At 62.3% G+C, this 23,227-nt stretch carries 27 protein-coding genes and 4 pseudogenes; 24 read left to right on the top strand and 7 right to left on the bottom strand.

All coding sequences use genetic code 11. The annotated features are described in order from the left end of the window. Positions 1–254: 254 nt before the first annotated feature. The 7 genes from ACFQT0_RS21415 (at position 255) to ACFQT0_RS21445 (ending at position 6,790) form a co-directional block, all read left to right on the top strand. A complete protein-coding gene (locus ACFQT0_RS21415) occupies positions 255–1,040 on the top strand; it encodes a hypothetical protein (RefSeq protein WP_380205129.1) in 786 nt (261 codons plus the stop codon). A 364-nt stretch (positions 1,041–1,404) separates the two neighbouring features. Further along, a complete protein-coding gene (locus ACFQT0_RS21420) occupies positions 1,405–1,872 on the top strand; it encodes a hypothetical protein (protein ID WP_380205130.1) in 468 nt (155 codons plus the stop codon). Between the two features lie 153 nt (positions 1,873–2,025). After that, complete coding sequence (locus ACFQT0_RS21425; protein WP_380205131.1) at positions 2,026–2,952, top strand: hypothetical protein; 927 nt, start codon at positions 2,026–2,028, stop codon at positions 2,950–2,952. After that, positions 2,946–3,554 carry a hypothetical protein gene (locus ACFQT0_RS21430; protein ID WP_380205132.1) on the top strand — a complete coding sequence of 203 codons (609 nt, stop codon included), beginning with the start codon at positions 2,946–2,948 and terminating at the stop codon, positions 3,552–3,554. The genes ACFQT0_RS21425 and ACFQT0_RS21430 overlap by 7 nt, the downstream gene beginning before the upstream one ends. 345 nt (positions 3,555–3,899) lie before the next feature. Further along, positions 3,900–5,060, top strand: a complete 1,161-nt coding sequence (locus ACFQT0_RS21435; RefSeq protein WP_380205133.1) for a RecQ family ATP-dependent DNA helicase — start codon at positions 3,900–3,902, stop codon at positions 5,058–5,060. Next, positions 4,987–5,877 carry a RecQ family zinc-binding domain-containing protein gene (locus ACFQT0_RS21440; RefSeq protein ID WP_380205134.1) on the top strand — a complete coding sequence of 297 codons (891 nt, stop codon included), beginning with the start codon at positions 4,987–4,989 and terminating at the stop codon, positions 5,875–5,877. Before ACFQT0_RS21435 ends, ACFQT0_RS21440 begins: the two co-directional genes overlap by 74 nt. Position 5,878: 1 nt before the next feature. Continuing rightward, positions 5,879–6,790 carry an alpha/beta hydrolase gene (locus ACFQT0_RS21445; RefSeq protein WP_380205135.1) on the top strand — a complete coding sequence of 304 codons (912 nt, stop codon included), beginning with the start codon at positions 5,879–5,881 and terminating at the stop codon, positions 6,788–6,790. 209 nt (positions 6,791–6,999) lie between these two features. Here the strand turns inward: ACFQT0_RS21445 and ACFQT0_RS21450 are convergent, their stop codons facing one another. Then, positions 7,000–7,305 (bottom strand): rhodanese-like domain-containing protein, encoded by a 306-nt coding sequence (locus ACFQT0_RS21450; RefSeq protein ID WP_380205136.1) that lies wholly within the window; start codon positions 7,303–7,305, stop codon positions 7,000–7,002. A 249-nt stretch (positions 7,306–7,554) separates the two neighbouring features. Between ACFQT0_RS21450 and ACFQT0_RS21455 the strand changes: the two genes are divergently transcribed. The 3 genes and pseudogenes from ACFQT0_RS21455 to ACFQT0_RS21465 all read left to right on the top strand — a co-directional run bounded on the left by ACFQT0_RS21455 (position 7,555) and on the right by ACFQT0_RS21465 (position 9,792). Further along, positions 7,555–8,172, top strand: coding sequence for an endonuclease (locus tag ACFQT0_RS21455; RefSeq protein WP_380205137.1), 618 nt, complete (start codon positions 7,555–7,557; stop codon positions 8,170–8,172). Beyond that, positions 8,151–9,296, top strand: a pseudogene (locus ACFQT0_RS21460) (Calx-beta domain-containing protein); the annotation flags it as partial. The gene ACFQT0_RS21455 and the pseudogene ACFQT0_RS21460, both read left to right, overlap by 22 nt. A gap of 337 nt (positions 9,297–9,633) precedes the next feature. Further along, the gene (locus tag ACFQT0_RS21465) at positions 9,634–9,792 is read left to right on the top strand and encodes a T9SS type A sorting domain-containing protein (RefSeq protein WP_380205138.1); all 159 of its coding nucleotides are present in this window, start codon (positions 9,634–9,636) and stop codon (positions 9,790–9,792) included. Positions 9,793–10,085: 293 nt separating this feature from the next. Here ACFQT0_RS21465 and ACFQT0_RS21470 read toward each other — a convergent pair whose 3' ends face one another. Beyond that, positions 10,086–10,361: a GNAT family N-acetyltransferase gene (locus ACFQT0_RS21470; protein ID WP_380205139.1), complete on the bottom strand. Its 276-nt coding sequence runs from the start codon at positions 10,359–10,361 to the stop codon at positions 10,086–10,088. A gap of 148 nt (positions 10,362–10,509) precedes the next feature. Here ACFQT0_RS21470 and ACFQT0_RS21475 point away from each other — a divergent pair, with 148 nt between their 5' ends. The 4 genes from ACFQT0_RS21475 to ACFQT0_RS21490 all read left to right on the top strand — a co-directional run bounded on the left by ACFQT0_RS21475 (position 10,510) and on the right by ACFQT0_RS21490 (position 12,666). Further along, entirely contained in the window at positions 10,510–10,980 is a 471-nt protein-coding gene (locus ACFQT0_RS21475) for a hypothetical protein (protein WP_380205140.1), read from the top strand. 111 nt (positions 10,981–11,091) lie between these two features. Next, positions 11,092–11,379, top strand: a complete 288-nt coding sequence (locus ACFQT0_RS21480) for a hypothetical protein (RefSeq protein WP_380205141.1) — start codon at positions 11,092–11,094, stop codon at positions 11,377–11,379. A 549-nt stretch (positions 11,380–11,928) separates the two neighbouring features. After that, positions 11,929–12,519, top strand: a complete 591-nt coding sequence (locus tag ACFQT0_RS21485) for a hypothetical protein (RefSeq protein WP_380205142.1) — start codon at positions 11,929–11,931, stop codon at positions 12,517–12,519. A gap of 24 nt (positions 12,520–12,543) precedes the next feature. Next, on the top strand, positions 12,544–12,666 hold the full coding sequence (locus ACFQT0_RS21490) for a hypothetical protein (RefSeq protein WP_380205143.1): 123 nt from the start codon (positions 12,544–12,546) through the stop codon (positions 12,664–12,666). On the opposite strand, the gene ACFQT0_RS21495 is transcribed toward ACFQT0_RS21490, so the two are convergent. Beyond that, positions 12,653–14,539 carry a TonB-dependent receptor domain-containing protein gene (locus ACFQT0_RS21495; RefSeq protein WP_380205144.1) on the bottom strand — a complete coding sequence of 629 codons (1,887 nt, stop codon included), beginning with the start codon at positions 14,537–14,539 and terminating at the stop codon, positions 12,653–12,655. The two genes, ACFQT0_RS21490 and ACFQT0_RS21495, sit on opposite strands and share 14 nt — an antisense overlap. Continuing rightward, positions 14,527–14,823, bottom strand: coding sequence for a TonB-dependent receptor plug domain-containing protein (locus tag ACFQT0_RS21500; protein WP_380205145.1), 297 nt, complete (start codon positions 14,821–14,823; stop codon positions 14,527–14,529). Before ACFQT0_RS21500 ends, ACFQT0_RS21495 begins: the two co-directional genes overlap by 13 nt. Positions 14,824–15,103: 280 nt before the next feature. On the opposite strand from ACFQT0_RS21500, the pseudogene ACFQT0_RS21505 reads away from it, so the two are divergent. From ACFQT0_RS21505 to ACFQT0_RS21540, 8 genes and pseudogenes are all read left to right on the top strand, one after another. After that, positions 15,104–15,381 (top strand): annotated as a pseudogene (locus tag ACFQT0_RS21505) (DUF6597 domain-containing transcriptional factor); the annotation flags it as partial. A gap of 210 nt (positions 15,382–15,591) precedes the next feature. After that, on the top strand, positions 15,592–15,939 hold the full coding sequence (locus ACFQT0_RS21510) for a helix-turn-helix domain-containing protein (protein ID WP_380206096.1): 348 nt from the start codon (positions 15,592–15,594) through the stop codon (positions 15,937–15,939). A gap of 130 nt (positions 15,940–16,069) precedes the next feature. After that, on the top strand, positions 16,070–16,543 hold the full coding sequence (locus ACFQT0_RS21515; protein WP_380205146.1) for an FAD-binding oxidoreductase: 474 nt from the start codon (positions 16,070–16,072) through the stop codon (positions 16,541–16,543). After that, positions 16,425–17,456 carry an FAD-binding oxidoreductase gene (locus ACFQT0_RS21520; RefSeq protein WP_380205147.1) on the top strand — a complete coding sequence of 344 codons (1,032 nt, stop codon included), beginning with the start codon at positions 16,425–16,427 and terminating at the stop codon, positions 17,454–17,456. The genes ACFQT0_RS21515 and ACFQT0_RS21520 overlap by 119 nt, the downstream gene beginning before the upstream one ends. A gap of 221 nt (positions 17,457–17,677) precedes the next feature. Further along, positions 17,678–18,289 (top strand): hypothetical protein, encoded by a 612-nt coding sequence (locus ACFQT0_RS21525; protein ID WP_380205148.1) that lies wholly within the window; start codon positions 17,678–17,680, stop codon positions 18,287–18,289. Between the two features lie 175 nt (positions 18,290–18,464). Further along, complete coding sequence (locus tag ACFQT0_RS21530) at positions 18,465–19,013, top strand: hypothetical protein (RefSeq protein WP_380205149.1); 549 nt, start codon at positions 18,465–18,467, stop codon at positions 19,011–19,013. A 114-nt stretch (positions 19,014–19,127) separates the two neighbouring features. Then, positions 19,128–19,430, top strand: coding sequence for a hypothetical protein (locus ACFQT0_RS21535; protein ID WP_380205150.1), 303 nt, complete (start codon positions 19,128–19,130; stop codon positions 19,428–19,430). A 153-nt stretch (positions 19,431–19,583) separates the two neighbouring features. Beyond that, the gene (locus ACFQT0_RS21540; RefSeq protein WP_380205151.1) at positions 19,584–19,820 is read left to right on the top strand and encodes a hypothetical protein; all 237 of its coding nucleotides are present in this window, start codon (positions 19,584–19,586) and stop codon (positions 19,818–19,820) included. A gap of 309 nt (positions 19,821–20,129) precedes the next feature. On the opposite strand, the gene ACFQT0_RS21545 is transcribed toward ACFQT0_RS21540, so the two are convergent. The 3 genes from ACFQT0_RS21545 to ACFQT0_RS21555 form a co-directional block, all read right to left on the bottom strand. Further along, positions 20,130–20,549, bottom strand: a complete 420-nt coding sequence (locus ACFQT0_RS21545; protein ID WP_380205152.1) for an aldehyde dehydrogenase family protein — start codon at positions 20,547–20,549, stop codon at positions 20,130–20,132. Then, a complete protein-coding gene (locus tag ACFQT0_RS21550) occupies positions 20,431–21,786 on the bottom strand; it encodes an aldehyde dehydrogenase family protein (protein WP_380205153.1) in 1,356 nt (451 codons plus the stop codon). Before ACFQT0_RS21550 ends, ACFQT0_RS21545 begins: the two co-directional genes overlap by 119 nt. Positions 21,787–22,086: 300 nt before the next feature. Next, positions 22,087–22,254: a hypothetical protein gene (locus tag ACFQT0_RS21555; protein ID WP_380206184.1), complete on the bottom strand. Its 168-nt coding sequence runs from the start codon at positions 22,252–22,254 to the stop codon at positions 22,087–22,089. Here ACFQT0_RS21555 and ACFQT0_RS21560 point away from each other — a divergent pair. Both ACFQT0_RS21560 and ACFQT0_RS21565 read left to right on the top strand, forming a co-directional pair. Further along, positions 22,220–22,858 (top strand): annotated as a pseudogene (locus ACFQT0_RS21560) (S8 family serine peptidase); the annotation flags it as partial. The gene ACFQT0_RS21555 and the pseudogene ACFQT0_RS21560 sit on opposite strands and share 35 nt — an antisense overlap. Positions 22,859–22,931: 73 nt before the next feature. Further along, a pseudogene (locus tag ACFQT0_RS21565) lies at positions 22,932–23,207 on the top strand (S8 family serine peptidase); the annotation flags it as partial. Positions 23,208–23,227 lie beyond the last annotated feature (20 nt).

Consider the following 23,227-nt stretch of genomic DNA (forward strand, 5'->3'; position numbering starts at 1 on the left):
AGCGTCAGGCCGGCTAGCTGGATGAGCTTAGGGGCGGCACGTTGGGGCTTGATTAAGGGTAGTTGGGCCGGCACTCGCCCAACGAACCTGCCTCTCCCAACCCTGTTAGTTTTTATATTTTTCGTTAATGCATACAATCACCTGATATACAGAGATAAAATTTACTAAAAATTCTGGCTTTTCTGGCACGTTTCGTGCAAGCCGTGGGTTATACATCCGAACATCAGTTGGACACATTAATAAAGAACACTGCTATGAACGAGGCCACCAAAACCACCAAGGACATTACCAAAAAAGTTAAAATCGAGAGCTACGACATCAGCCGCTCCGATGAGACGCTGGACCTGGCGAAGGACCTCGCCAAGTTCATCAAGGACAACAAGCTCACCACGAATGTGCAGGGCAAGGAGTTCGTGAACGTGGAAGGCTGGCAGTACGCTGGCTCGCGTCTGGGCATCGTGCCCATCGTGGAGCACGTCATCAACGTGAGCAGCGACCAGGAAATGAAGTACCAGGCGAAGGTGACGCTGTTTGACATCCGCCATCAGATTACGGTAGGTGCTGGTTTTGCCGTGTGCTCGAATAAGGAGAGCGGCAAGAAGTTCTACCAGGAATTCGCCATCATGAGCATGGCCCAGACCCGGGCCATCGGCAAGGCGTACCGCAACTGCCTGGCGTGGATTATCCGCGCGGCGGGTTACGAGCCCACGCCGGCCGAAGAAATGGACTACAACACCAACACGCCGGCCGCGGCTCCTGCCCCTGCTGAGGCCGTAGCCAAGGCAGTGCCGGCCATGCAGGTGGTGCCCGCCGAGGTACCAGCCGTAGCCGCCGAGCAAGCTGCTCCGGTGCAGTACGCCACCGCGGCGCAGAAAGAGGAAATCATCCGCTTGCTGAACCACCCGGTGATTACCCGCCCCGAGAAGACCAAGATGTTGCTCAACATCAACCGTCTCGACGAGGAGCGCGCGGTGCAGGCCATCGCCAAGCTGCGCAAGGCCATCGACGACCGTGAGAACGGTGAGAAGGCTGCAGCCTGAGCTTCGGCTTAGAGACTTGAAAAGCCCGGTACCGCAAGGTGCCGGGCTTTTTTGTTGACCTTGCTCAGGGGCAGTGGGCTATTTGCGCAGCAGGCACTGGACTTTTGCCGCAATGAGGGTGGAGAGGATGCTCGGTGTGTAGGTTTAGCTCAATTCCCAGCTCAGGACACCGCATTCAATCAACGCCCCGTTTACTATTCAGCTTTTAGTTGGCCGCAAAAAATTCAGGGCCGCTGCCGGTGGGCGGGCACGCGCCAGGCCCTTTTGCTTTCCCCGGTGGGCCAGCACAGCCGCTGTACTTTTGACCGGCTTATCCACGGCAGGTGCCCGCTTATTTGGTTCGATGTTTTTTTCAGTTGCTTCGGTGAGTTCCTTTCGTTCTCGCCTTTCCCATGCGGCGGCGGCGCTGTTTTTCCTGGTGGTGGGGGCGGCCCTCTACGCGCCGTACTTAACGGAACTGCCCGGGGGCATCCACGCCTGGGCCCAGGCCGACCGCCTTGCCCTGGCTCTCAACTACTACGATTACGGCTTCGACTTCTTCACGCCGCGCACTTCCAACCTGGCTTCCATTGGCGGGATTACGGGCGTGGAATTTCCACTGCAAGCCTATGTGGCGGCACTAGGCGGTGTGGTGTTTGGGCGCAGCCGCATCGGCTTGCTCTTTCGGCTGCTGGACGTTGCCGTCGTGCTGCTCGGCTTTTACTATCTGTTTCGACTGGTTTTTGAGCGAACGGGGCACTTTGTGGCGGGGCTGGTTCCGGGGCTTTTTTGCTGGCTTCGCCTGTGTTTGCCTTTTACGCCGGCAGCACCTTGCCCGACCCCTTTGCCCTGAGCGTGAGTTTTGTTGGCTATTTCTACTGGCTGCGTTTTTTGACCAGCGCCGCTTCACCGACCTGCAAGCTGCGGTGCTGCTGCTTGGATTGGCAGCCTTGATTAAGACCACGATGGTCCTGCACTTGGGGGCTGTGCTGGGTATCACCGTGCTGTGGGGATTCTTTCAGCCTGCCTTGCTGAGCGTCCGGCAGCGACTGTACTTTCTGGGCGCGGCCGGGGTGGTGCTGGGCCTTATTGCGGCTTATTTTTTCGCACCCAGTACCTGAACGCCACCTACCAGTCGGAGCTGTTTCTGGCTACGGCCCGGCCCATTACGGACCCGGACACGCTGCACAACGTGCTGTATAGTGTGCGGCGCTCCTGGCTTCCTGAGTACGGCACGGAGGCGCAGTACTATACCCTGGCCGTGTGTGGCGTCTTGCTGCTGGTATACGGGCGCCGCACGCTGCGTCACCACTTGCCCCTGGCCTTCTTGCTGCTGGCTGTGGTGGTGCTGGGCTATGTATTTGTGCAGCTCATGGGCGCGCAGTTTATGGACCACGACTACTACATCATTTGCCCGCTCATCCCGCCGGCGCTGTTGCTCCTGGTCGTGGCGTTGCTGAACGTGGGGCAGTACGCCGGCACAATTCGCTACGTCACGACTGTGGGATTGGGCGCCCTAGTGTTCTTCTCCTTAGCCGATGGCTACGAGCGGCTGCAGCGCCGCATGAGCGACGACTATCTGCCGTTTTCGCCCTTCGGTCACGTGTGGATGCGCGGTGGGGCAGCCGAAATGACTCAGGCAAACGTGCCGCTGACGGCCAACATTCTGGTGTTCAAGGAGCCCGCGCCAAACCTTTCGTTGGTTTATTTTAACCGGCGGGGGCGGGTATGGTACGTGCCGGACGCGGGCACCGTCACGGCCGAGGATTTTCTGAATCGGATGGCCGCCGACCAACTCGATTACCTGGTGATGGCCCCAGGGGTGTACGCGCAGCTTGCTCCGCAGCACGCCGCCCTGGCTGCTGGGTTCAAAGTGGTTGGGCAGCACCCGGCCATGGTCTTGCGCCGCCGCAACCTTCTACGCCCGTGGTAGCTCCCTTCCCCGGTTTGCCCGACGCGCCTCCCCTGTCTTCGGCCAAGACAAACTCCTTCCCCAAAACGTGGGCCCTGCTGGTGCTGTCCTTGCTAAACGTAGCCGGCTGCCGCCCGCGCGATGGCCGGGCCGATGTTATGCAGCGGCCCCTGATGCACACCGGTTTCGAGACGCCCGCCAGTGACTCAACCAGGCAAGCGAGCCCGGCCCGCACTTCGGACAAAGCGCATTCGGGCCGCGTTTCGGTGCGCGTTGACGCCCATCAAGAATACAGCGCCTCCTACCGCGCTGCCTTGGGCACCTTGTGCGACCACCGGCCCCGGCGGTTTACCGTGGGAGCGTGGGTGTGGGTGCCCAACTGGGAGGCCGATGCTACCCTGGTGCTGTCCATTACCAATCCCGGCGATTCCATTCCGCTGTTGTCGCAGCGGGTGTACCTGAGCGATGCCGGGCCTTACAAAGCCTGGAAGTACATAAACCGGAACGTGGATTTACCGGCCAGTATCAGCTCAACGAGTCGGGTGGCCCTGACGTTTTCGGGCGCATCTACCGGCAACGACGCCGTGTATGCCGACGACTTGGAATTATCAGAATTGTGGTAGGTGGGATGACAACACCGAACAACTTAGCCACCGTCGCCCAAAACCCTGGCTAATGCTTTCACGAGGGCAGTCGCTCTTCATCCTACGGAGCGACTGCTCCACAACGAATCGGATGCGTTCCGGCCGACTATCTACCTCCGTATGAGCAGAGCCGTCCTTGAAGTCAAACTTGGTGGCAATGACCACCTGCTCGCGCACCGACGGCAGTGCCCGCTCCCACCAGCGTTTCGTTGAGCTCTCCGTAAGTCTCGGCCGTATCGAAAAACCTTTTTGAGAAAACGCGCCAAGACGTTCTTTGGCTCCTAACAGAAGCGTTCAGTTTTTCGGAGGTACTATCTTCGCCCCATGCCCTCCCCTCCTCCCGAAACCTCGCCCCTGGCGCTGCTGCGCGAGCATTGGGGGCACACGGCGTTCCGGCCGGGGCAGGAAGACATCATCAATTCGGTGCTGGCGGGGCACGACACGCTGGCGCTGCTGCCCACGGGCGGCGGCAAGAGCATCTGCTTCCAGGTGCCGGCGCTGGCGCGGCCGGGCATCTGCGTGGTGGTCTCGCCGCTCATTGCCCTGATGAAGGACCAGGTCGACAACCTGCGCAAGCGCGGGCTGAAGGCCGAGGCCATTTACGCGGGCATGAGCCACCAGGAAATCGACCACGCGCTGGATAATTGCGTGTACGGCCGCAGCGTGAAGTTCCTGTACGTCTCGCCCGAGCGGCTGCTTACGGAGCTGTTTCAGGTGCGGGTGGCGAAGATGAACGTGGGTTTGCTGGCCATCGACGAGGCGCACTGCCTCTCGCAGTGGGGCTACGATTTCCGGCCGCCCTACCTGCGCATTGCCGAGCTGCGCGAGAAGCTGCCGGCCGGCGTGCCGGTGATTGCCCTCACGGCCACGGCCACGGCCCAGGTGCAGGCCGACATTGTGGAGAAGCTGCAGTTTCGGCCCGGGCACGGCATCTTCCGGCGAAGCTTTGCCCGGCCTAAGCTCTCGTACTCGGTGCTGCACACCGAGGACAAGCTGCGCCGCCTGCTGGAAGTGGTGCGCGGCGTGGGGCCCGGCAAAACCGGCATTGTGTACGCCCGCACTCGGCGCCAGACTGAGGACACGGCTGCGTTTCTGCAGCAGCACAAGTTCTCGGCCGCCGCCTACCACGCCGGTCTGCCGTCGGACAAGCGCACCCAGGTGCAGCAGGACTGGATTGCCGACAAAGTGCGCCTTATCGTGGCCACCAACGCCTTCGGCATGGGCATCGACAAGCCCGACGTGCGCCTGGTAGCTCACCTCGACGCCCCCGATACCCTGGAGGCCTACTACCAGGAAGCCGGCCGCGCCGGGCGCGACGGCCAGTACGCCTTTGCCGTGCTGCTGGCCGGCCCCAACGACGCCGACGAGCCTGCGCCGCCGCACCAACCAGTCGTTTCCGCCGCTCGATACAGTGCGGCGCGTGTACCAGGCGCTGGCCAACTACTCGCGCACGGCAGTAGGCGGTGGCGAGCTGGCCGCGTTTGAGTTCGACCTGCAGCAGTTTGCCGAAACCTACCGCATCCGGGCCGTGGATGCGCACAATTCGCTGAAGATTCTGCGGCTCGAAGGCTTTGTGCAGCTGAACGAGGCCGTGAACACGCCGGCCCGCGTGCACCTGATTATGAACCACCAGGATTTGTATGCCTTCCAGGTGGCCAACGCCCAGCACGACCAGCTGATAAAGGCCCTGCTGCGCCTGCACGGCGGCGAGCTGTTTGCCGATTTTCAGACCATTTCGGAGAACTCGCTGGCTACGCACCTACGCCGCAGCGTGGTGGAGGTGCGCCAGCAGCTGCGCTACCTGCACACGGCCGGCATCCTGCACTACCAGCCCCGGCAGGAGTCGCCGCAGGCCCTGTTCACCACCCCGCGCTTCGACGCGCCCAAGCTGCCCATCGACCAGGTACGCATGACGGCCGCCCGCGACCTGGCCCGCCACCAGGTCAACGCCGTGGCCCAATACCAGATGGGCACCCGCTGCCGCCAGCAGCTGCTGCTCACCTACTTCGACGAAGCCGACCCGGCCCGCTGCGGCGTGTGCGACAACTGCCTGGTCGAGAAAAAGCCGCCCAAACGGTGGCCGACGTGGCATCGCTGCGCGAGCCGGTGCTGCAACAGGTGCGCCAAACGGCGCCCAGCCCAAGGGAGCTGCTGGCGGCATTTGCGCCCCAGCAGGCGGCGGCGGTTACGGCCACGGTGCGCGAGCCTGGTGGACCGCGGCGAGCCTGGCCTACGCGGCCGACGGAAAATTGCAGGTCGCGACCGAAAAACAGTAGCTTCGCCCGGCTTTCTTTCCTCTTGAAATGGCTCAATTTCTGAAACCCCGGCGGTGGGCGGCCGCGCTGCCGCTGCTGCTCGCCCTCGTCGCTGCCGACTCGCCCAACCCCACCAACCCGGGCCGGATAGAACACCTGGGCGATTTTCCGTCGCGCTTCGTGAAGGCCCGCAACGTAGACGTGTGGCTGCCCGATGGCTACCCGCAGCCGGGCACGCGCTACGCCGTGCTCTACATGCACGACGGGCAAAACCTGTTCGACCCCAAAAAGGCTGGCTACGGCGTGGCCTGGGAAATCGACAGCACACTGGCCGTGCTGGGCCAACAGGGCAAAGTTCGCCCCTGCATTGTGGTGGGCATCTGGAATACGGAGCGGCGCTTTCCCGAGTATACGCCGGCCAAGCCCTACTACGCCATGAGCGCAGCCCAACGTACGCAAATTGAGCTGGAACGCCCCGGCCCGCCGCTGTCCGACGACTACCTGAAGTTCATCGTGCGGGAGCTGAAGCCCTACGTGGACCAGCACTTCCCGACTTCGCCCCGGCGGGCCGACACCTTCGTGGCGGGCTCCAGCATGGGCGGGCTGATTTCGCTGTACGCGGCCCTGGAATACCCCAAGGTGTTTGGCGGCGCGGCCTGCTTCTCCACCCATTGGCCGTTGAGCCTCAAAGCCAACTCGCCGGCTTTCACCTCGGCCATCGTGCAGTACCTGGGCCAGAAACTGCCGCGCCGGCGCAAGCCCAAGCTGTATTTCGACTACGGCTCGGCCACGCTCGATGCATGGTACGAGCCCCACCGCCTGCGCGTAGACAGTGTGCTGCGGGCGCACCACTACGGCCCCGGTACGTGGCAAACGCGCAGCTTCCCCGGCGCCCCGCACAACGAAGCCGCCTGGAAAAAGCGGACGCCACTGGCACTGCAGTTTCTGCTGCGGCGGTGAACCTCACGCCCGGCCCCTCTTCCCGGAGGGGGAGCCACGGCAGCTCAGAGTTGTTGACAACGAAAAGCCCCGGCTCAATTGAGCTGGGGCTTTTATTATTATAACGTCAGGCTCCCCTCTCCGCGGGCTTCGCGCCTCAAGCGAACCGGGGCTGGGGGTGAGGTTCCACCGGGGCTGTGCCCGGCAAGGGTCAGGGGATGAGGTTCAGACTAAATCCCAGCCGCCGTATACGCCTGGAAGCCGCCTTCCAGGTTGCGCACGTTGGTGAAGCCCTGCTGGGTGAGGTAGGCTTTGGCCGAGGCCGAGCGGCCTCCGCCTTTGCAGTGCACGATGATTTCCTGGTTTTTCCACGCGTCGAGGTCGTCGAGCTTTTCGGGCAGCGTGCCGAGGGGAATATTCTGGGCGCCGACGATGCGGCCTTCCTCGTGCTCCCAGGGCTCGCGCACGTCGATGATGGTGGGGGTTTCGCCGGCTTTCTGGCGCTGGTGGAGTTCGGCGGGGGTGATATCAGCCATGGTGGGAAAGGTGTGGTGAGTGAGAAAATGGGTGAGCTAAAGTACAGCAGAAGTCTTCTTGGTTTAATAACGGTTGAGCTAACTGTACCACCTTGTTCGGTTTCTATCTTTGTTACTTCCCTCCCTCTAAGTCAGTTTCATGAAACACCTTTTCTCTTCTTTGCTGGTCGTGCTGGGGCTGCTGCCCGCCGCGCTGCTGGCCCAAACCGTACCGGCGATGCCTGCCGCGCCCCCGCCAACCTGCAGGGCGTGGCCCTGCGCGACTGGTACCGCGCCAACTGGTACGACGGCAAACGCGTGGAGCTGAGCTACGACGTGGCCCGCGGCAAGATGTATAACTACGCCGACAACTACAACAACACCATCACGTGCGTGTACTCGGGCTACAGCCAGGCGCGACCCTACGACCCGAACAACACCAGCCCGGCGAACGCGCTGCCCATCAACTGCGAACATACCGTGCCGCAGTCGTGGTTTAAGGAAACGGTGCGCATGAAGTCCGACATGCACCACCTGTTCCCGACCTACGACGACTGGAACAACCTGCGCGGCAACGACCCGTTTGCGGAAATCCCCGACGCCACCACCCAAACCTGGATGCGCGGCCTGGTGAGCCAGTCCACTATTCCGTCGGCCAGCATCGAGGAGTGGAGCGAGGACACCAACACCCAGTTTGAGCCCCGCGAAGACCACAAAGGCAACGCGGCCCGGGCCATCTTTTACTTCTACACCATGCACGCCGGCCAGACGGACCTCGTGGCGACCGGCCACGGCGACATCGCTCGGCCGCCGACATCAACACGCTTTACGCCTGGCACCTCGCCGACCCAGTTGATGCGCGCGAAATCGAGCGCAACAACCGCGTAGCCGCCAGCCAGGGCAACTTCAACCCCTACATCGCCTACCCCGGCACCGTGGCCACCGCCTGGAGCGTGGCACCTCCCGGCCCGCTGTTCAGCTTCGCTACCGCCACCGGCAGCCTCACCGAGGGCAACGCCGGCACCAGCATCTACACCTTCACGCTCAGCCTGAGCCCGGCCGCCACCGCGCCCGTCACCGTGCAGGTGAGCCTGGACGCAGCTAGCTCAACGGCCACCAGCGGCACCGACTTCACGTTTGCCTCGCCCGCCACGGTCACCTTCCCGGCCGGCTCCACCAGCCAGACCGTGACCCTCGCCGTAACCGGCGACACCCAGCCCGAAGCCGACGAAACCGTGGTGCTGACCCTCGCCAACCCCAGCACCGGCAACAGCGTGGGCAGCCCCGGCAGCCACACACTCACCATCACCAACGACGACGGCCCCGCCCCCACCCTGGCCTTCGCGGCCGCCTCGGGCAACGTGCCGGAAGGCAACACCGGCACCACCACCTATATCGCCAACGTCACGCTGGCCAACCCCAGCACCCTCACCTTCCCCATCACGGTGCCCGTGACCGTGGATGTGGCCGGCACCACCGCTACCTCCGCCGCTGACTACACCGTTAGCCCCGCCACCCTCACCTTTGCCAGCGCCACCGACCTCACACAGGCCGTGACCGTAACCGTGGTGGGCGACGCCACCTACGAGCCTAGTGAGACCGTGCGCCTGCTCCTGGGCACGCCCTCCAACGCCACCATTATCAAGAGCACGCCGAGTGCTCACCTGCTCACCATCGTAAACGATGACGCCGCTCCGGCCGGCGCGCCCTGCACCAAGCCCTACTTCTCGCAGTACGTGGAGTCGAGCTCGGGCAACACCAAAGTGCTTGAGATTTACAACCCCACCAATGCGACTATCTCGCTGGCGGGCAAGAGCGTGGTGCTGTACCAGTCGGGCTCCACGGCCCGCGGCACCGTGGCCAACCTCACCGGCACGCTGGCCCCCGGCGACGTGTTCGTCATCGGCAACACCGGCCTGACCAGCACGGCCGTGCAGCCCGAAGTGGACCTGTACTCGGGCGTGAATTTCTTCAACGGGCCCCATTCCATTGCCTTGTTTGATGGCACCGACACGCTCGACGTCATAGGCGTAATTGGGCAGGCCCCCACCGGCGGCGCCTGGACCGTTTCCAACGGCTCAACCCTGAACAACACCCTCGTGCGCCTGCCCAACACCAGCCAGGGCGGCCGCTGGAACGGCCCCTACGGCAGCGCCACCTGGACGGCCATCGGCATGGATAACTACGCCGGCGTGGGCAGCTACGCCAGCGCCGGCTGCTTTGTCGCCACGGCCAACCGCCCCGCCACCGTGCTGCGCAACGCCCTCGAGATTTACCCCAATCCCGCTACCGGCACGGCCCAGCCTGCGGCTGCCCAGCGGCACCGCTGCCCGCACCGCTACCGTCACCGTGCTGGACCTGCTCGGCCGCCCCGTGCGCCAGCGCACGGCCCAGCTCAACGCCACCGAGGCTACGTCCCTGGACCTGCGCGGCCTGCCCACTGGCATCTACGCCGTGCGCGTTAGCTGCGCCGACGTGGAATACACCGGCCGCGTGGTGGTGCAATAAGCTGCATCGTTATTGAGCTAAAAAGCCCCAGCCGTGCATTACGGCTGGGGCTTTTTAGCTCAATAATATAAATAAGGTCTAGCTAAGCTGGTCTAAGTTTATTCTACTCCGATTGTCATGCTGAGCCTGCGAAGCATCTTATCAGGTCAGAACCAATCGTTGGGCTGTGAGAAGATGCTTCCTTCGTCAGCATGACAGACGATTGGAATAGTATTGAGGTAAAGATGCTTCGCTGGGCTCTTGTACGACAGCCGACTTAACATGACAAGCACTGAAGGGCATGAGACCACACGTTAAGCCAGCACGTCGGCGTAGTCGGCGTGGTTGCGCTTCACAAACTTGGCCATGAAGGTGCAGCTAGTCCTCACTTTCAGGGATTGTTCGCGGGCGAAGCACAGGCCCGCGGTAGCCAACTCATCGGCAGCGCCCTGGCCGCGCAGCCCCTCGTCCACGAAGGTGTGGGTGAAATCGATAACGCCGTCGGAAGGGTACGAATAGGCCAGTTCGCCCTCGTAGCCGTCGCGGGAAATCGTGAATTGCTGGTCGTCAGTGTTGTGTTGGATGGACATGATTTAGAGGACTTACGGGGATTAAACAGCGGGTAGGCAAAGGTGAAAATCCCGCCTCCGCGGGCAGAAACGACCGACGGCGGCTGATTTGCGTAAAGAAGCAAACGACGGGCTTGTCCCGCTTTGCTTACCACTTTACTTCTTTCCCATGGATACGCAAAACACCCCGAATGTGCCGGAAAATGACTTCCGCCCCGAAGACCAGCAGGAGCGTGCGGCCACGGCTCAGCCCAACCCCAACGACCCGATTGTGAACGCCGCCAGCCCCAACTATGGCGAGTTTGGCGGGGTAAATCCCACCAACAACACCGGCACCAATGGTCCCTCGGCGGGCGCGGCCCCGCAGCCCGCCGGCCGCGACGGCTCCAACGACAACCCCGACGAGTTCAGCGAATTCCGCAGCCGGAATAAGGACGCCAAGCAGGCGCCCGCCAATCCCGAAGACCAGCCCGGCCACGTGGAGCAGAACCAAAACCCGGCCGCCGTGCGCGCCACCCAAAACGAAGACAACGACGAGCAGCGCGCCGCCTGGGCCCTCGACGACCCCCGCTACGCCGGCGGTGGCACGCACAACACCCGCGACGAATCGGCCAGCACCGACACCGAAAACAACCGGTAGCTAACGCTAAGCAACTGGCCGCCGTGAGCCGTTACCAGTGGCTTGCGGCGGCCAGTTGCCAACGGCGCCACTCCATTTCCCAATCCCAAATCACCGCTAACTCACTTGCCCATGTCTCCTGAAAACCCCGACCAAACCGAAAACGACAGCCAGGACCCCAACATCGGCGACGGCGCTTCCACGCCCATGCTCGAAGCCGAAACCTACGGCCAGGTGCTTGACGACAACAACTCATCGGGCCAGGAAAAAGCCGATGAAATGGACGACTCCCTGCGCGTAGACACCCAGGCACTGAAGAATGCCGGCCCCGCGCCGGCGTCCGACGAAAACCTGCCCCGCGAGCTCACCGACCCCAGCGACCGCGCCTTTACCCTGCCCGAAGAGCAAGGCCCCAAATAAAGCCCTCCGCTCTCCCATATAGAAAACGGCTTCCATCACCCGATGGAAGCCGTTTTTGCGTCTGAGCCTATACCTAGTCTTACCCCCATTGCGGGGCTTCTATTCGCTGGCGCAGTGCTTTCTCCTGGCTATCATCGCGGCATGAAGTGCGGGAGAAACAGCTCAGGTTTTGTTTGAGCACAAAGCCGATAGCAGGGCTAAAGCGGAGCCCGTCACTAGCGAATACAATACCCGGTTTTAGAAAATCGTATTAATTATTGAAAATCAATTAGTTGTAACCAAAGCAGTATGTCGTGTTGATGAAGGTCAGGAAAGGACTAAAATGTATCTAATATGTCTTGCACTCATCGCGGATAATGTTGAACTTTAGATTAAAGGGACAGGTTCAGAAATCAAGCTCCTGAGTGTAGACGGTGAGGAGAAAATAGGTGCTACTCGCGTGGAAACAAACAGCGACGGCTAAATGAGTTGCGCTGCGAATTAGGATGCATGTGTGAAAATTCAGTTGGGCTCGTCCCTTTTTATTTTCATTTTTTCCTTTCAACTCTTATGGATACGCAAGACCCCTCCACGCCACTGGCTCAAAACCAAGCCGCCCAAAACCAAGAGCCCGTTGCTCAAGCTGCGGCTCCGACTGCTGCTGACAGCCCCATCGCTGCCCCAGCCGCGGAGGCTAGCCCCAACCCCACTCCTGCGGCTATTGTCATCACGGCTCCAGTGGCTGCGGTAGTCACTGCACCAGCAGCTGCCGCCCCACTTGCTGCCGCTCCAACCGCTGCGGCGCCCGCTCCAGCCCCAACTGCTGCTACCGCCACCGTTCCAGCGGCAGCCGCACCTTCCGCCACCGCTCCTGCGGCGGACGCCAGCCAAGCCAGCTACGGCGCCCTGGGCAGCGCAAGCTCCACGCTACCTGCGGACAGCCCAACCAAGCTCACGTTTTCTATCCCGATAGAAATATCCGTGAGCACCCCTGTGCAGCCCGCCCAGCCCACTGCCAGTACTCCGGCCCCCAGCGCCGCCGAAGCCCCTGCCCCCGAAAAAAGCGTCATTGGCTTCCAATATGCTGCCGCAAGCACCTCCGCTGACCCTACCGGCCAGGCCGCCCAACCCGAACAGCCCGAGCCGCAAGCTCCCCAATAAGAGGCTATCCAAATAGGCAGTAAGATGAAAGGTCATGCTGAGCTGGTCGACCCGAAGCTCGGCGTAGCCAAGCACCTCTACCGCTTCGTTGTCATCCTGAGCAGCGCGAAGGACCTTCTCACGTTTGCACGAATTATTCAGCCTTGAGAAGGTCCTTCGCAAGCTCAGCATGACGGCCTATTGGCACAGGCCCCAAGCACCTGCCTTTTTTAGCTTTCCGCCCCTTACCACTTCCAGCCCAACTGCGCGCCGGCGTACCGCCTGCGGCCCGGTGCCGGCTGGAAGTACCGCCCGCCAAAGGCATTGAGGTCGTTGCCGAGGCTGTAGTCGCGGTTGGTGGCATTGTTGAGGCCGGCGTACACGTTGGTTTCCAGGCGGCCGGCCAGGGTGCGGCGCCACCGCCGCGGGCGCCGAATACCCAGTAGCCGGCCGCTTCTTCGGTGTTGGCGTCGTTGAGCACCACGCGGGCCTGGTGGCTCAGGTTGGGGGTGAAATAAAAGCCGAGCCGCTCGCTGAAATCCAGGCCCGCGCTCAGGGTGTGCGGCGTGGTACCGGTGAGGCGGTTGCCGCGCAGGTCTTGCCCGGCGCTGGTGTAGCGGCCAAAACGAAAGCTGTTGTAAGCATAACTAACCCAGGCGCTCAGGCCGGTGGTTGGCACGTCGTCGGGGCTGGACATTGGCTCAACCTGGCGCCACAGCCAGCCCCGCAAGGCCGCTTCGAGGCCCCGCTGATGGGTGCGGCCCGTGTTCCGAAACACCACAATGCCCTGGTCGGTGGTGCTGCTGACGATGGTTTCGCGCAGCTCAAAATCAAACAGGTTGACCTCGTAGCGCAGCCAGTTGGCCAGGAAGCTGCCGCGCGTGCCCACCTCGTAGCTGGTGCCGCGCTCGGCTTGCAGGTCGCGGTTCAAGCTGGCATCGGAGGGCCGGATTTCTTCGATGGTGGGCGGCGAGAAGCCGGTGCTCACGCTGGCATACACCGACAGCGTGGGGCTGACCTCCTTGAGCAGGGCCACGCGTGGCGACACCTCGGGCCGAAAGCTGCGCCGGAACTGGTAGTTGCCGGGCTGCGTGACGGCGCTGCTCACCCGCGCAATGCGGTAGCCGAGGCGGTTGTAGCTCGCGGCCACGGTCAGCAGCCAGTCGGCCGGGAGGCTGTAGTCGGCTTGGGCAAAGACGAAGCCGGTGCCGGTCGTGATTTCGTCGTCGTAGCGGAGCGCACCGGGCGTGCCCGCGCGGTTCTGGTAGCTGCGGCCGTTAGCGAAGCTCCCTTGGTACTCGCCGCCGCCCTGCAGCCGCAGCACCCGGCCAGCCAGCGCCGTACGGTAGCTCAGAGCCGAGCGGCCGCCCAGGCCCAGGGCCGTGTTCCGCTCATAATCTACCAGATACGGCGTGCGAATGGCCGTGCCGCTGCCGTAGAGCGTGGTTCGCAGCTCCACGTGGTCGGTAAACCGGTATTCGTGCGTGAAACCCAGCAAGGCCGTGCGCGACGCGTAAAACGCCTGCTGGGCCACCGTGCCGGGCGCCGTGGGCGTACCCGGCCGCGCCTGCCGCGGGTTGGCCCGAAACTGGGCGCGGGTGAGCCCGCCCGGCAGCTGGTAGCTGATATCGGTGTAGAGCAAGTGCGCCGCCAGGGTGGTTTTGGGCGAAGCTACGGTACGGGCATCGAGGGCGAAAACGTCGCGCTGCAAGGCGCTTTGCTCGCGGTAGCCATCCAGCTCCTGATGGGCATACTTCGCGCGCACGCTGCTGGTGGCACTGCCCGTTTCGGCAATAATTGTACTGCGGCGCAGGCCGAAGCTGCCCACCGTGGCGCCCGCCGCCACCCGCCTGGTGCCCGCGGCTACCTCCGGCGTCCCAAACAAGGCCACACCGCCGGTACCGGCGCCGTACACGCTGCCCGCCGGCCCCTTCAATACTTCCAGCCGCCCAATGATGGCGGGGTCCAGCAGATTCAGCGGCGTGCTGCCGCCGGCTTCCGTGAACGGGATGCCGTTGTAGTACACCTTCACGTTTCGCACCCCAAAGGCGAGCGCAGCGTGCTGCCCCGAATATTGAGCCGGTAGCTGGCCGTGGCCCGCTCTTCCAGCCGCACGCCGGGCAGGGTGTTCACCGCCTGCGTGAGGGCTGTGGGGCTGAACTGCTCGATAACACGGGCATCGAGCACGCTCACGGCCGCCGCGGTCCGGCGCAGCGGCAGCCGCTGGCCGTAGCCGGTCACGGTAGCTTCGGGCAGGGCCACGGCGTGGGCGGTATCGGGCTGGGTTTGGGCCACAGCGCCTAGCTGCGGCAGAACCAGCGCCAAAATCAAAAGGTAACGAAAGGGCATGAACGACAGCGGAAGTAGGACGACGCAGACCGGCAGCGCACGCAAATTGTTGCCGGGCTACAGGTTTTCAGCCCAATTTTCTGGGTGCCGGGCTGCTGCAAAGTTGCTCAATTCGAAGCGGTTTAGGGAGTTGGCTGCCCGCTGGCACTCCTTATAATAATATCGAGTAAAATCAGTAAATTACTAACACCAACGTGTTGCTCCTGCCGTCTATCAGCCAAGCGGCAAAAGAAGGAATTTACTGGCGTCCCCGGCTATGCTGTACCAAGTATTTCCGCCCTGCCGGCCACTGGCGCCGTTTGTAGACAGCTACTACGTGCTGGAAGGCAACCCGTGGGAAGGCTACCAACGGGTCAAGCTGACGCCCACGGGTTCAAGTGGCATAGTGGTGCAATACGGCGACCGGCTGCGGCTCGACAACGACAAGCAAACGAACGAAACGCTGAGCGAAAGCTTTGTTTTCGGCCCCTGCGGAAGTACGCCGTGGTCGAGGCGAGCGGCGCGTTGAAGCTGGTCGGCGTTCATTTCAAACCGGTGGGTTTCCACCACCTGTTCGGCAGGCCGGTGGCTCCGTTCACCGATCGGGCCGTGGATGCCGAGCGGGCGCTGGGCAGCGCGGCGGCGCACCTGGCCAGCCAGGTCCGGTGGGCCGGTGAGGCGCAGGGCCGGGTGGCTGTGGTGCAAGAGTTCCTGCTCCGCTTTCTGGAGAAAAGCCCGATTGCTGACACGGTAACGGACGACGCCGTGCACTTCATCCAACGCCGCCAGGGCAACCTGACCATCCACGAATTGGCCCAGGCCCTGAGCGTGAGCCGGCGCACGCTGGAGCGGAAATTCGTGGCCGAAGTTGGCCTGCTGCCCAAAATGTTTGCCCGCATCGTTCGCTGCAATGCGATGCTGCAGGCCCGTCAAGCCACCCACAGCTCCTGGCTCGACGCCGCCTACGCCGGCGGCTACTGCGACCAGTCGCATCTCATTCGGCAGGTCAAGCAGCTGTGCGGAGAGGTTCCCTCGCAGCTGCCGACCGGCGCTACCCACGACTTGCCCACCTTGATTCAGCACAGTTACCATCATCGGCTATCCGGCTTTTAATCAACTCAATAATACCGAATCGGCGTACCCTTGGGCTGTCCCATTTGTCCAATAATAAAGCACCAGGCTCCCGGCTAACTTAGGCATATTCCTTCCATCGACGTGCCCGCGTCGCTTTCCCGTCACTGCCATGATAGCCGAAGAAACCATTTCGCAATTGGCCACCAGCCTGCGGGGCCGGTTGGTTGAGCCCCACGACGCCGAATACGACGCCAGCCGCCGCGTGCACAACGGCATGATACACAAGCACCCCGCCGGCATTGCCTACTGCGCCGACGTAGCCGACGTGATGGCCTGCGTGAACTACGCCCGCGAGCACCACCTGCTGGTAGCAGTGCGTGGCGGCGGGCACAGCGCCGCCGGCATGGGCTTGTGCGACGACGGCCTAGTGATTGATTTGTCGCAAATGAACGGCGTGTACGTGGACCCCAACACCAAAACCGTGCGGGTGGAAGGTGGCTGCACCCTGGGCCAGGCTCGACCACGTGACGCACGCCTTCGGCGCCCTAGTGCCCAGCGGCATCGTCTCGACCACCGGCGTGGGCGGCATTACCCTGGGCGGCGGGTTGGGCCACTTCACCCGCAAGTGCGGGCTGTCGATTGACAATTTACTGGAGGCCGACGTGGTGCTGGCCGATGGCCGCCTGGTGAAGGCCTCGGCCGAAGAAAACGCCGACCTGTTCTGGGCCCTGCGCGGCGGCGGCGGCAACTTCGGCATCGTCACGTCCTTCTTGTTCCGGTCGCACCCCATCAGCACGGTGTATGCCGGGCCCATGCTCTGGGAGCTGAGCGACGCCCCCGCCCTGATGCGCTGGTACCGCGACTTCATCAAAACCGCCCCTGACGACGTGAGCGGCTTTTTGGTCTTCCTCACCGTGCCGCCCGGGCCGCCCTTCCCCGAGCACCTGCACCTGAAAAAGATGGTCGGCATAGTGTGGAACTACACCGGCCCGCCCGAGCGGGCCGAAGCCGAGTTTGCGCCCATCCGCAAGGCCTACCCTCCGGCCCTCGACCTGGTGGGCCAGTTGCCCGTGCCCGCCCTGCAGAGCATGTTCGACGCACTGGTGGCCCCCGGGTACCAGTATTACTGGAAAGCCGATTTTGTGAAGGAGCTCAGCGACCAAGCCATCGACATTCACCTGCATTTTGCCGAGCGGCTGCCCACGCCGCTCTCCACCATGCATCTCTACCCCATCAACGGCGCAGCCAGCCGCGTGGCGCCCGATGCCACGGCCTGGTCCTACCGCAATGCCACGTGGTCGATGGTCATCCTGGGCATCGACCCCGACCCGGCCAACAACGACAAGTTCACCACTTGGGCCAAAGACTACTGGCAGGCCCTGCATCCGCTCGGTGCCGGCGGTGCCTATGTCAACTTCATGATGGACGAAGGCACCGACCGTGTAAAGGCCACCTACGGATACAACTACCCGCGCCTTGTGGCCGTGAAGACGAAATACGACCCCGAAAACCTGTTCCATGTCAACCAAAACATCGTGCCCCTGAGCGCCGGCTAGCCCCGGCCAGCGCGCCCCACGCAAAGCCCACCGCTCCCGCTGGGGAACGGTGGGCTTTGCTTTTTGGCTAAAGCCCAGGTAGAGACGCAATATTTTGCGTGTCCTTGGCCGCACCGTGCACACGTTGCCGTTCAGGCGGGAGACGCAAATTATTGCGTCTCTACATTCGTTCCGGCGTATCGCTCCGCCGCAAGACGCGAACACGCTTCTCTAACTCGGCCATGAACTTGTACTTACCCCGCCGCCACCGCCGCAAGCTGCTGTTTCCGCCGGGCCTACTGGCGCTGGCGGGATTGCTGTGGCTGGGGAGTGTGGAAATTGAGCCTTGGAGGGAGCAATTAAAGCCTAGATATGCAATACGGATGACAATGCCCATTCGGCCCCGTATCGACGCGATGTCTGGCCCTACAATTCTCTGGATGGCTCCCAACCCTGATTCATTACTTCGACGGGACATGTGGCGGGAAGGCACCTTAACGGGCAACAGTAAACTTGACGGCCGTCAGCAGCAGAAAATCACTGAGCATCTGCGGGCTATTCTTTCCGATACCCTGCATGACGGTGGGCTACGCGTGCGTTTGGAGCAGACATCCCGCTATGCAAACCTGATATTTCTGTTCGATTTAATGATGCGGCAAAACGTAAAAAAGGGGTACTGGCTTGATATTACACGCAGCCCAACTACGTTTTATGTCATTACAAAAGCTCACAAACCGCCCGACCCATCACTAACAGTTCTCCCTAATTGCTGCGGGCTCGGTGATGACGTTGGTCATTACACTCCTCCCCTCCACCGCCTACTCCATTCTGGATTCGTTTTGATGACGCGGTAACCAAATTCTGGCGTTTTGCGTGGCTCAAATTTCCGCAGGAGCTTCAGCAGCCCGAGTGGCGAGTTTCTGTATGGCTGCTGACAGCAATAGTAGGGCTGAGCGGCTGGCGCGTCATCCAAGCTTGGGGCATGGCATAGACGGCGTTATTTTGAGGTTGCGATTTCCCACCCAATACATGCCCGCCCTCCCACCCGACCTGCGCAAAGCCCTTTTCCAACTCCCGCAGAAAGAAAAAGACCAGCTGCTGGCGCGCCTCGTAGCTCAAGATGCCGTGCTCACCGAGCAACTCGCCTACCGCCTGCTCGAAGGGCCCGACGCGCTGGAAACCCGCCGCGCCGTGCTGCGCGCCCAGGTCGACGACCCCGTGCGCGGCTTCCACCAAACCCCCAACGACCTGCTCGTGATTCTGCGGCAGCTGCAGGCGCGGCTCGCCTACCACGCCAAGATTACCGAAGATGCTTTTGGGGAAGTTGAGCTAAGCTGGCGCCTGTTGGCCAACGTGTTCCGGCACCAGGCTGCCGTTACGGCGCGGCTGCACGGCCCCACGCAGCCGCTGCTGCAGCACCTCACCAAGCGCACCCACGAGGCCCTGAAGCAAACCGCCCGGCTGCACGAAGACTTCCACCTGGAGGTGGCCGAAACCGCCAATGCCGTGCTGGCCGCGCTATGGGAGTCGGGCGCGGCACCGCTGGCCCGGGAAGCCGGCCTGCCCAGGGTGCTGTAAGTCAGAGCCGCTTGCAGTTTGAGAAGTGGCGGTGGGCGCTGTGGACATCTTTTCTGAGCCCAAGGCAGTACAATAACGACCCGCAACTCACCGGTCCGTTTTTCCACCTGCCCCATGTCCAGCACCCCCGCTCCCGACGCCCAGCGCCCGCCCCAGCTCTCCGAACACGCCCTGCGCCAGGCCCTCGCCGAACTAGATACCAAAATCCAGACCCTGCACAACCGGGCTCACGCCACCGCGGCCGGCTCAACCAATACCTACGAGGCCCACGCCGAATCCCTCGAAGCCAAGCGCGCGCTTTTGGCCGAGCAATTGGGCAAGGCCCCCATGCCGGCCGACGGCTCCGAACCGAGCGTCTGGGCCCAAATCCGGCGCGGCATCGACGCCCTGCGCGAGGATATCCGGAAGCTTCTATAGCGCTTTTCTACGGCTAAAAAACCGCAACCCCCTACACAGTATCTGCGTTTCAGCAGTATTGGCCCATTCCACCGGCCGCTTTACCCCAGCATATTTTCTCCCACGTCTATCCTCTAAGTTATTATTTGCCATGAAAAAGCTTCTCCCCTTCTCATGTTCTTCTTACTGGCATCCTCGGCCAGTTTCGCGCAAACCGAAGGCAAAAGACCCAACCTGAAGTCCAAACACTACTACACGCACACGTCCGAGTCTTCGAAAGGCAAAAACGCCAAAGTCAAGTTTAGAAAGGTCAACAACATCCGCCCAACCATTGACCTGAACCCAAAAAGCCAGGAGAAATTTAAAACCGCTAAGGCCCCCAAAAACTGGAAATGGTCCAAGGGCTTTTAAGCAAAACTCATAAGTAAAAAAGCCGCCGCTTCATCAGAAGCGGCGGCTTTTTTACTTAAAGAGAGTGGGCGAACGATAAAGCTCCCCTCCTTTTTTAAGGAGGGGACGCTCAACTGCCAAGTTGAGCTGGGGTGGTTGCCCTCGTTGAACGATACCCGAACGATTCCAGCTCAACTCGTTCCGTTAGTCATTCGGGTGTCGTTCAACGAGGGCAACCATCCCCGTTTGAGCGAACACTCAAACACCCCCTCCTCAACTGAGGAGGGGGTGTTTTGTACGCCCATTCTTCATTCTTTCTTAAGCCCGGCGCTACAGCGCAGGCTCGCGGAAGCCCACCCACGTGAAGCGCTTGATGACAAACTCCGGGTTGGTGAAGCTGGCGTTGCCGGCGGGGTTGCCGCCGGTCACGTGGAAGTCGGAGAAGCCGGCGTTCTGGTTCACATAAATACCGCCGGTGAGGTTGAAGCTCACGGGCGTACCGGCCAGGCTCATCTCGTCCATAATCTGCTCCTTAACCGTCTGGTCGGTGGTGTAAGCGCCGCAGCTGATGGCGCCGTGCTCGCGGGCCGCCTGGGCCGCGAGGTGAATGCTCTCCTGGGTGTTCTTGGTTTTAATAACCAGCATGATGGGGCCAAACAGCTCCTGGCTGTACTGCTCCACGCGGCTGGCTTCTACTTCGAAAATGCTGGGCGAGCAGGTGCGGGCATTTTTGAAGGTGGGGTTGTCCACGGTGCCGGAAGCCAGGATGCTGCGGCCGCCGTCGAAGGCCAGCCTGCTTCACCCGGTCCTGCGTGGCGGGGTTCTGAATGGCGCCCAGCACGTGCGCGCCGGCCTTGGGATTGGTGGCCAGGCCCGTAACGGCGGCCGAGAGTTTCTGCACTACTTCCTCATAGGGCACCTGCGTGTCGCCCACTTTCACGCCCGTTTCCGGAATGAAGAAGTTCTGCGGCGCGGTGCACATCTGGCCCGAGTAGAGGCTCACGGAAAAGGCCAGGTTCTGGGCTACTTTGTCGAGGTCGTCGCAGGAGTCAAGGATGATGCTGTTGACACCGGTTTTCTCGGTGAACACCGTTTTGCCTTTCAGGCTCTCCACGTACTCGCCAAACTGCGTGCCACCGGTATAGTCAATCAGCTTCACGGCCGGGTCTTCGGCCAGCTCCTTGGTGATGAGGCGGTCGTTGGCGTCGACGGCCAGGCAGATGCAGGGGTTCAGGCCGTGCTCCTTTAGCACCTTCTGCACCTCGGCAATGACGATGGCAATAGGCAGCACCGCCTTGGGATGGGGCTTGATGATGGTGGGGTTGCCGGTCACGAGCGAGGCAAACATGCCGGGCACCGTGTTCCAGGTCGGGAACGTGGAGCAGCCAATCACCAGCGACAGGCCCTTTGGCACGGCGCGCCAGGTCTTGTTTAGGGCAATGTTGTACTTGCCCATGGGCTTCTCCCAGCGGGTGTCTTCGGGGAAGCGGGTTTGCTCTTCGTAGCCCGCCGCGATGGCCTCGAGGGCGCGGTCGGCGGCATGGGGGCCGCTGGCCTGAAACGACATCATGTAGGCCTGCCCCGTGGTGTGCATGGTGGCGTAGGCAATTTCGAAGAAGCGGCTCTTCATGCCTTCCAGGGCCTCGGTGAGCAGGGCCGCGCGCAGGGCGGGCTTCACCTTGCGCCACTCATCGAAGGCGCCCTGAGCATTCTTTATCAGGGTCTGGGGCGAGTAGAAGGGGTACTGGATGCCCAGCGCCTGCTGCTCGTAGGGCGACTCCTCCTGCCCCACCCAGCCTTCGGGCTCGCCCTGCAGGAGCTCGGCAAAGTGCTGGCCGCGCAGGGCGGCAAATCGCTCGCGGCCCTGGGCGTCGGCGTCGGCCCCGTAGATTTCGGGCGAAGGATTTTCGGGAAAGGCTGCGAAGAACGTGCGCCCGTGCAGGGCCTGCACAGCGGCGTCGAGGGTGGCTTGGTGCTTGGCAATCATCGTGGGTGGGAAGTAAGACTAGTGATGGTGGAACGGCGAAACCGCCGCTGCGCAAGTTACGGCAGGGCGCCGGCCTTGTCGCAAATCCGGCGGCCTGCGAATAGCCCCAACAGTGCTTTCACTCACTGGCAAACCCGCCGTGAACTTGTTAGTACTTTGTTTTATTCAGCAGCCCGATTTTCGCTTTTTCCGGCAGCCTGGGAGCACCAAATACCGCGTATAAGGGTATCTTTACTAACGCTGAATAATCTATTATTTTAATTGATGGGAAAAATGTTACGCCTGCTATTTTGTCTGCTGCTAATTGGGCTGGTTTGGCCGGCGGGAGCCGTTGCCGGGCCCCCTACCGTACCCGGCCGCTTCGTGGTGAAGCTCCGCCCGGGCCAGCCGCCGGCCGCCCTGCAGGCGGCCCTGCGCGCGCTCGACGCCACCGATGTGGTGCAGAAGTTTCCGCGGGCCGCCCCCCAACGTGGAGAAGCCGGGCAGCGTGGACCTGCGCGGCATCTACCAGTTTCAGGTGCCCACCACCCTCACGCTGGACCGTGCCCGCACCGTGCTGCTGGGCACCGGCCTGGTGGAGTACGTGGAGCCGCTCTATATCCGCCAGCCCCAGTACCAGCCCAACGACCCGTTCGCCGATTCCACGCTGACCAGCCTCTCGGCCAGCCAGTACTACCTCAAGCAAATCAAGGCCTATCGGGGCTGGGACATTACCCGCGGCGACAGCTCCATTGTCATCGGCATCACCGACGGCGGCGTGCGGCTGACCCACGAAGACCTGCGCCAGCAGATTAAGCACAACTACGCTGACCCCATCAACGGCCGCGACGACGACAACGACGGCTACATGGACAACTTCACCGGCTGGGACCTGGCCAACAACGACAACGACTCCGGCTACGACATCAACATCATCCACGGCTCCTTGGTAGCAGGCGTGGCCGCGGCCCGCACGGATAATGGCGTGGGCATTGCCGGCCTGGGCAACAAGTGCCGGTTTCTGCCGCTGAACATTTACCCCAACACCCCTGCCGGCAACTTTGCCGGCGTGGAGGCCGTGATTTATGCCGCCGACCACAACTGCAAGGTGATTAACATGAGCCTGGGGCGGCCCGGGCGGCTACTCGCGCTACGAGCAGGACGCCATGACCTACGCCGCCGTAAACCGCGACGCCGTGCTCGTGGCCGCCGCCGGCAACACCAACGCCGACCTGCTCTTCTACCCTGCTTCCTACGACCACGTGCTGTCGGTGTCGGGCGTGAGCAATACCAACCAGAAGAGCCCCAACGCCACCTTCAGCCACCGCGTCGACCTGGTGGCGCCGGGCCTGAGCATTCTCACCACCCAGGGCTACCACACGGTATCTGGAGGCGGCCAGGCCGAGGCCGACTATGTAGCCGTGGGCGGCACCTCATTTTCGGCTCCGCTGGTGGCGGCAGC

It is taken from the genome of Hymenobacter humi (assembly GCF_042665855.1).
Taxonomy (GTDB): Bacteria; Bacteroidota; Bacteroidia; order Cytophagales; family Hymenobacteraceae; genus Hymenobacter; species Hymenobacter humi.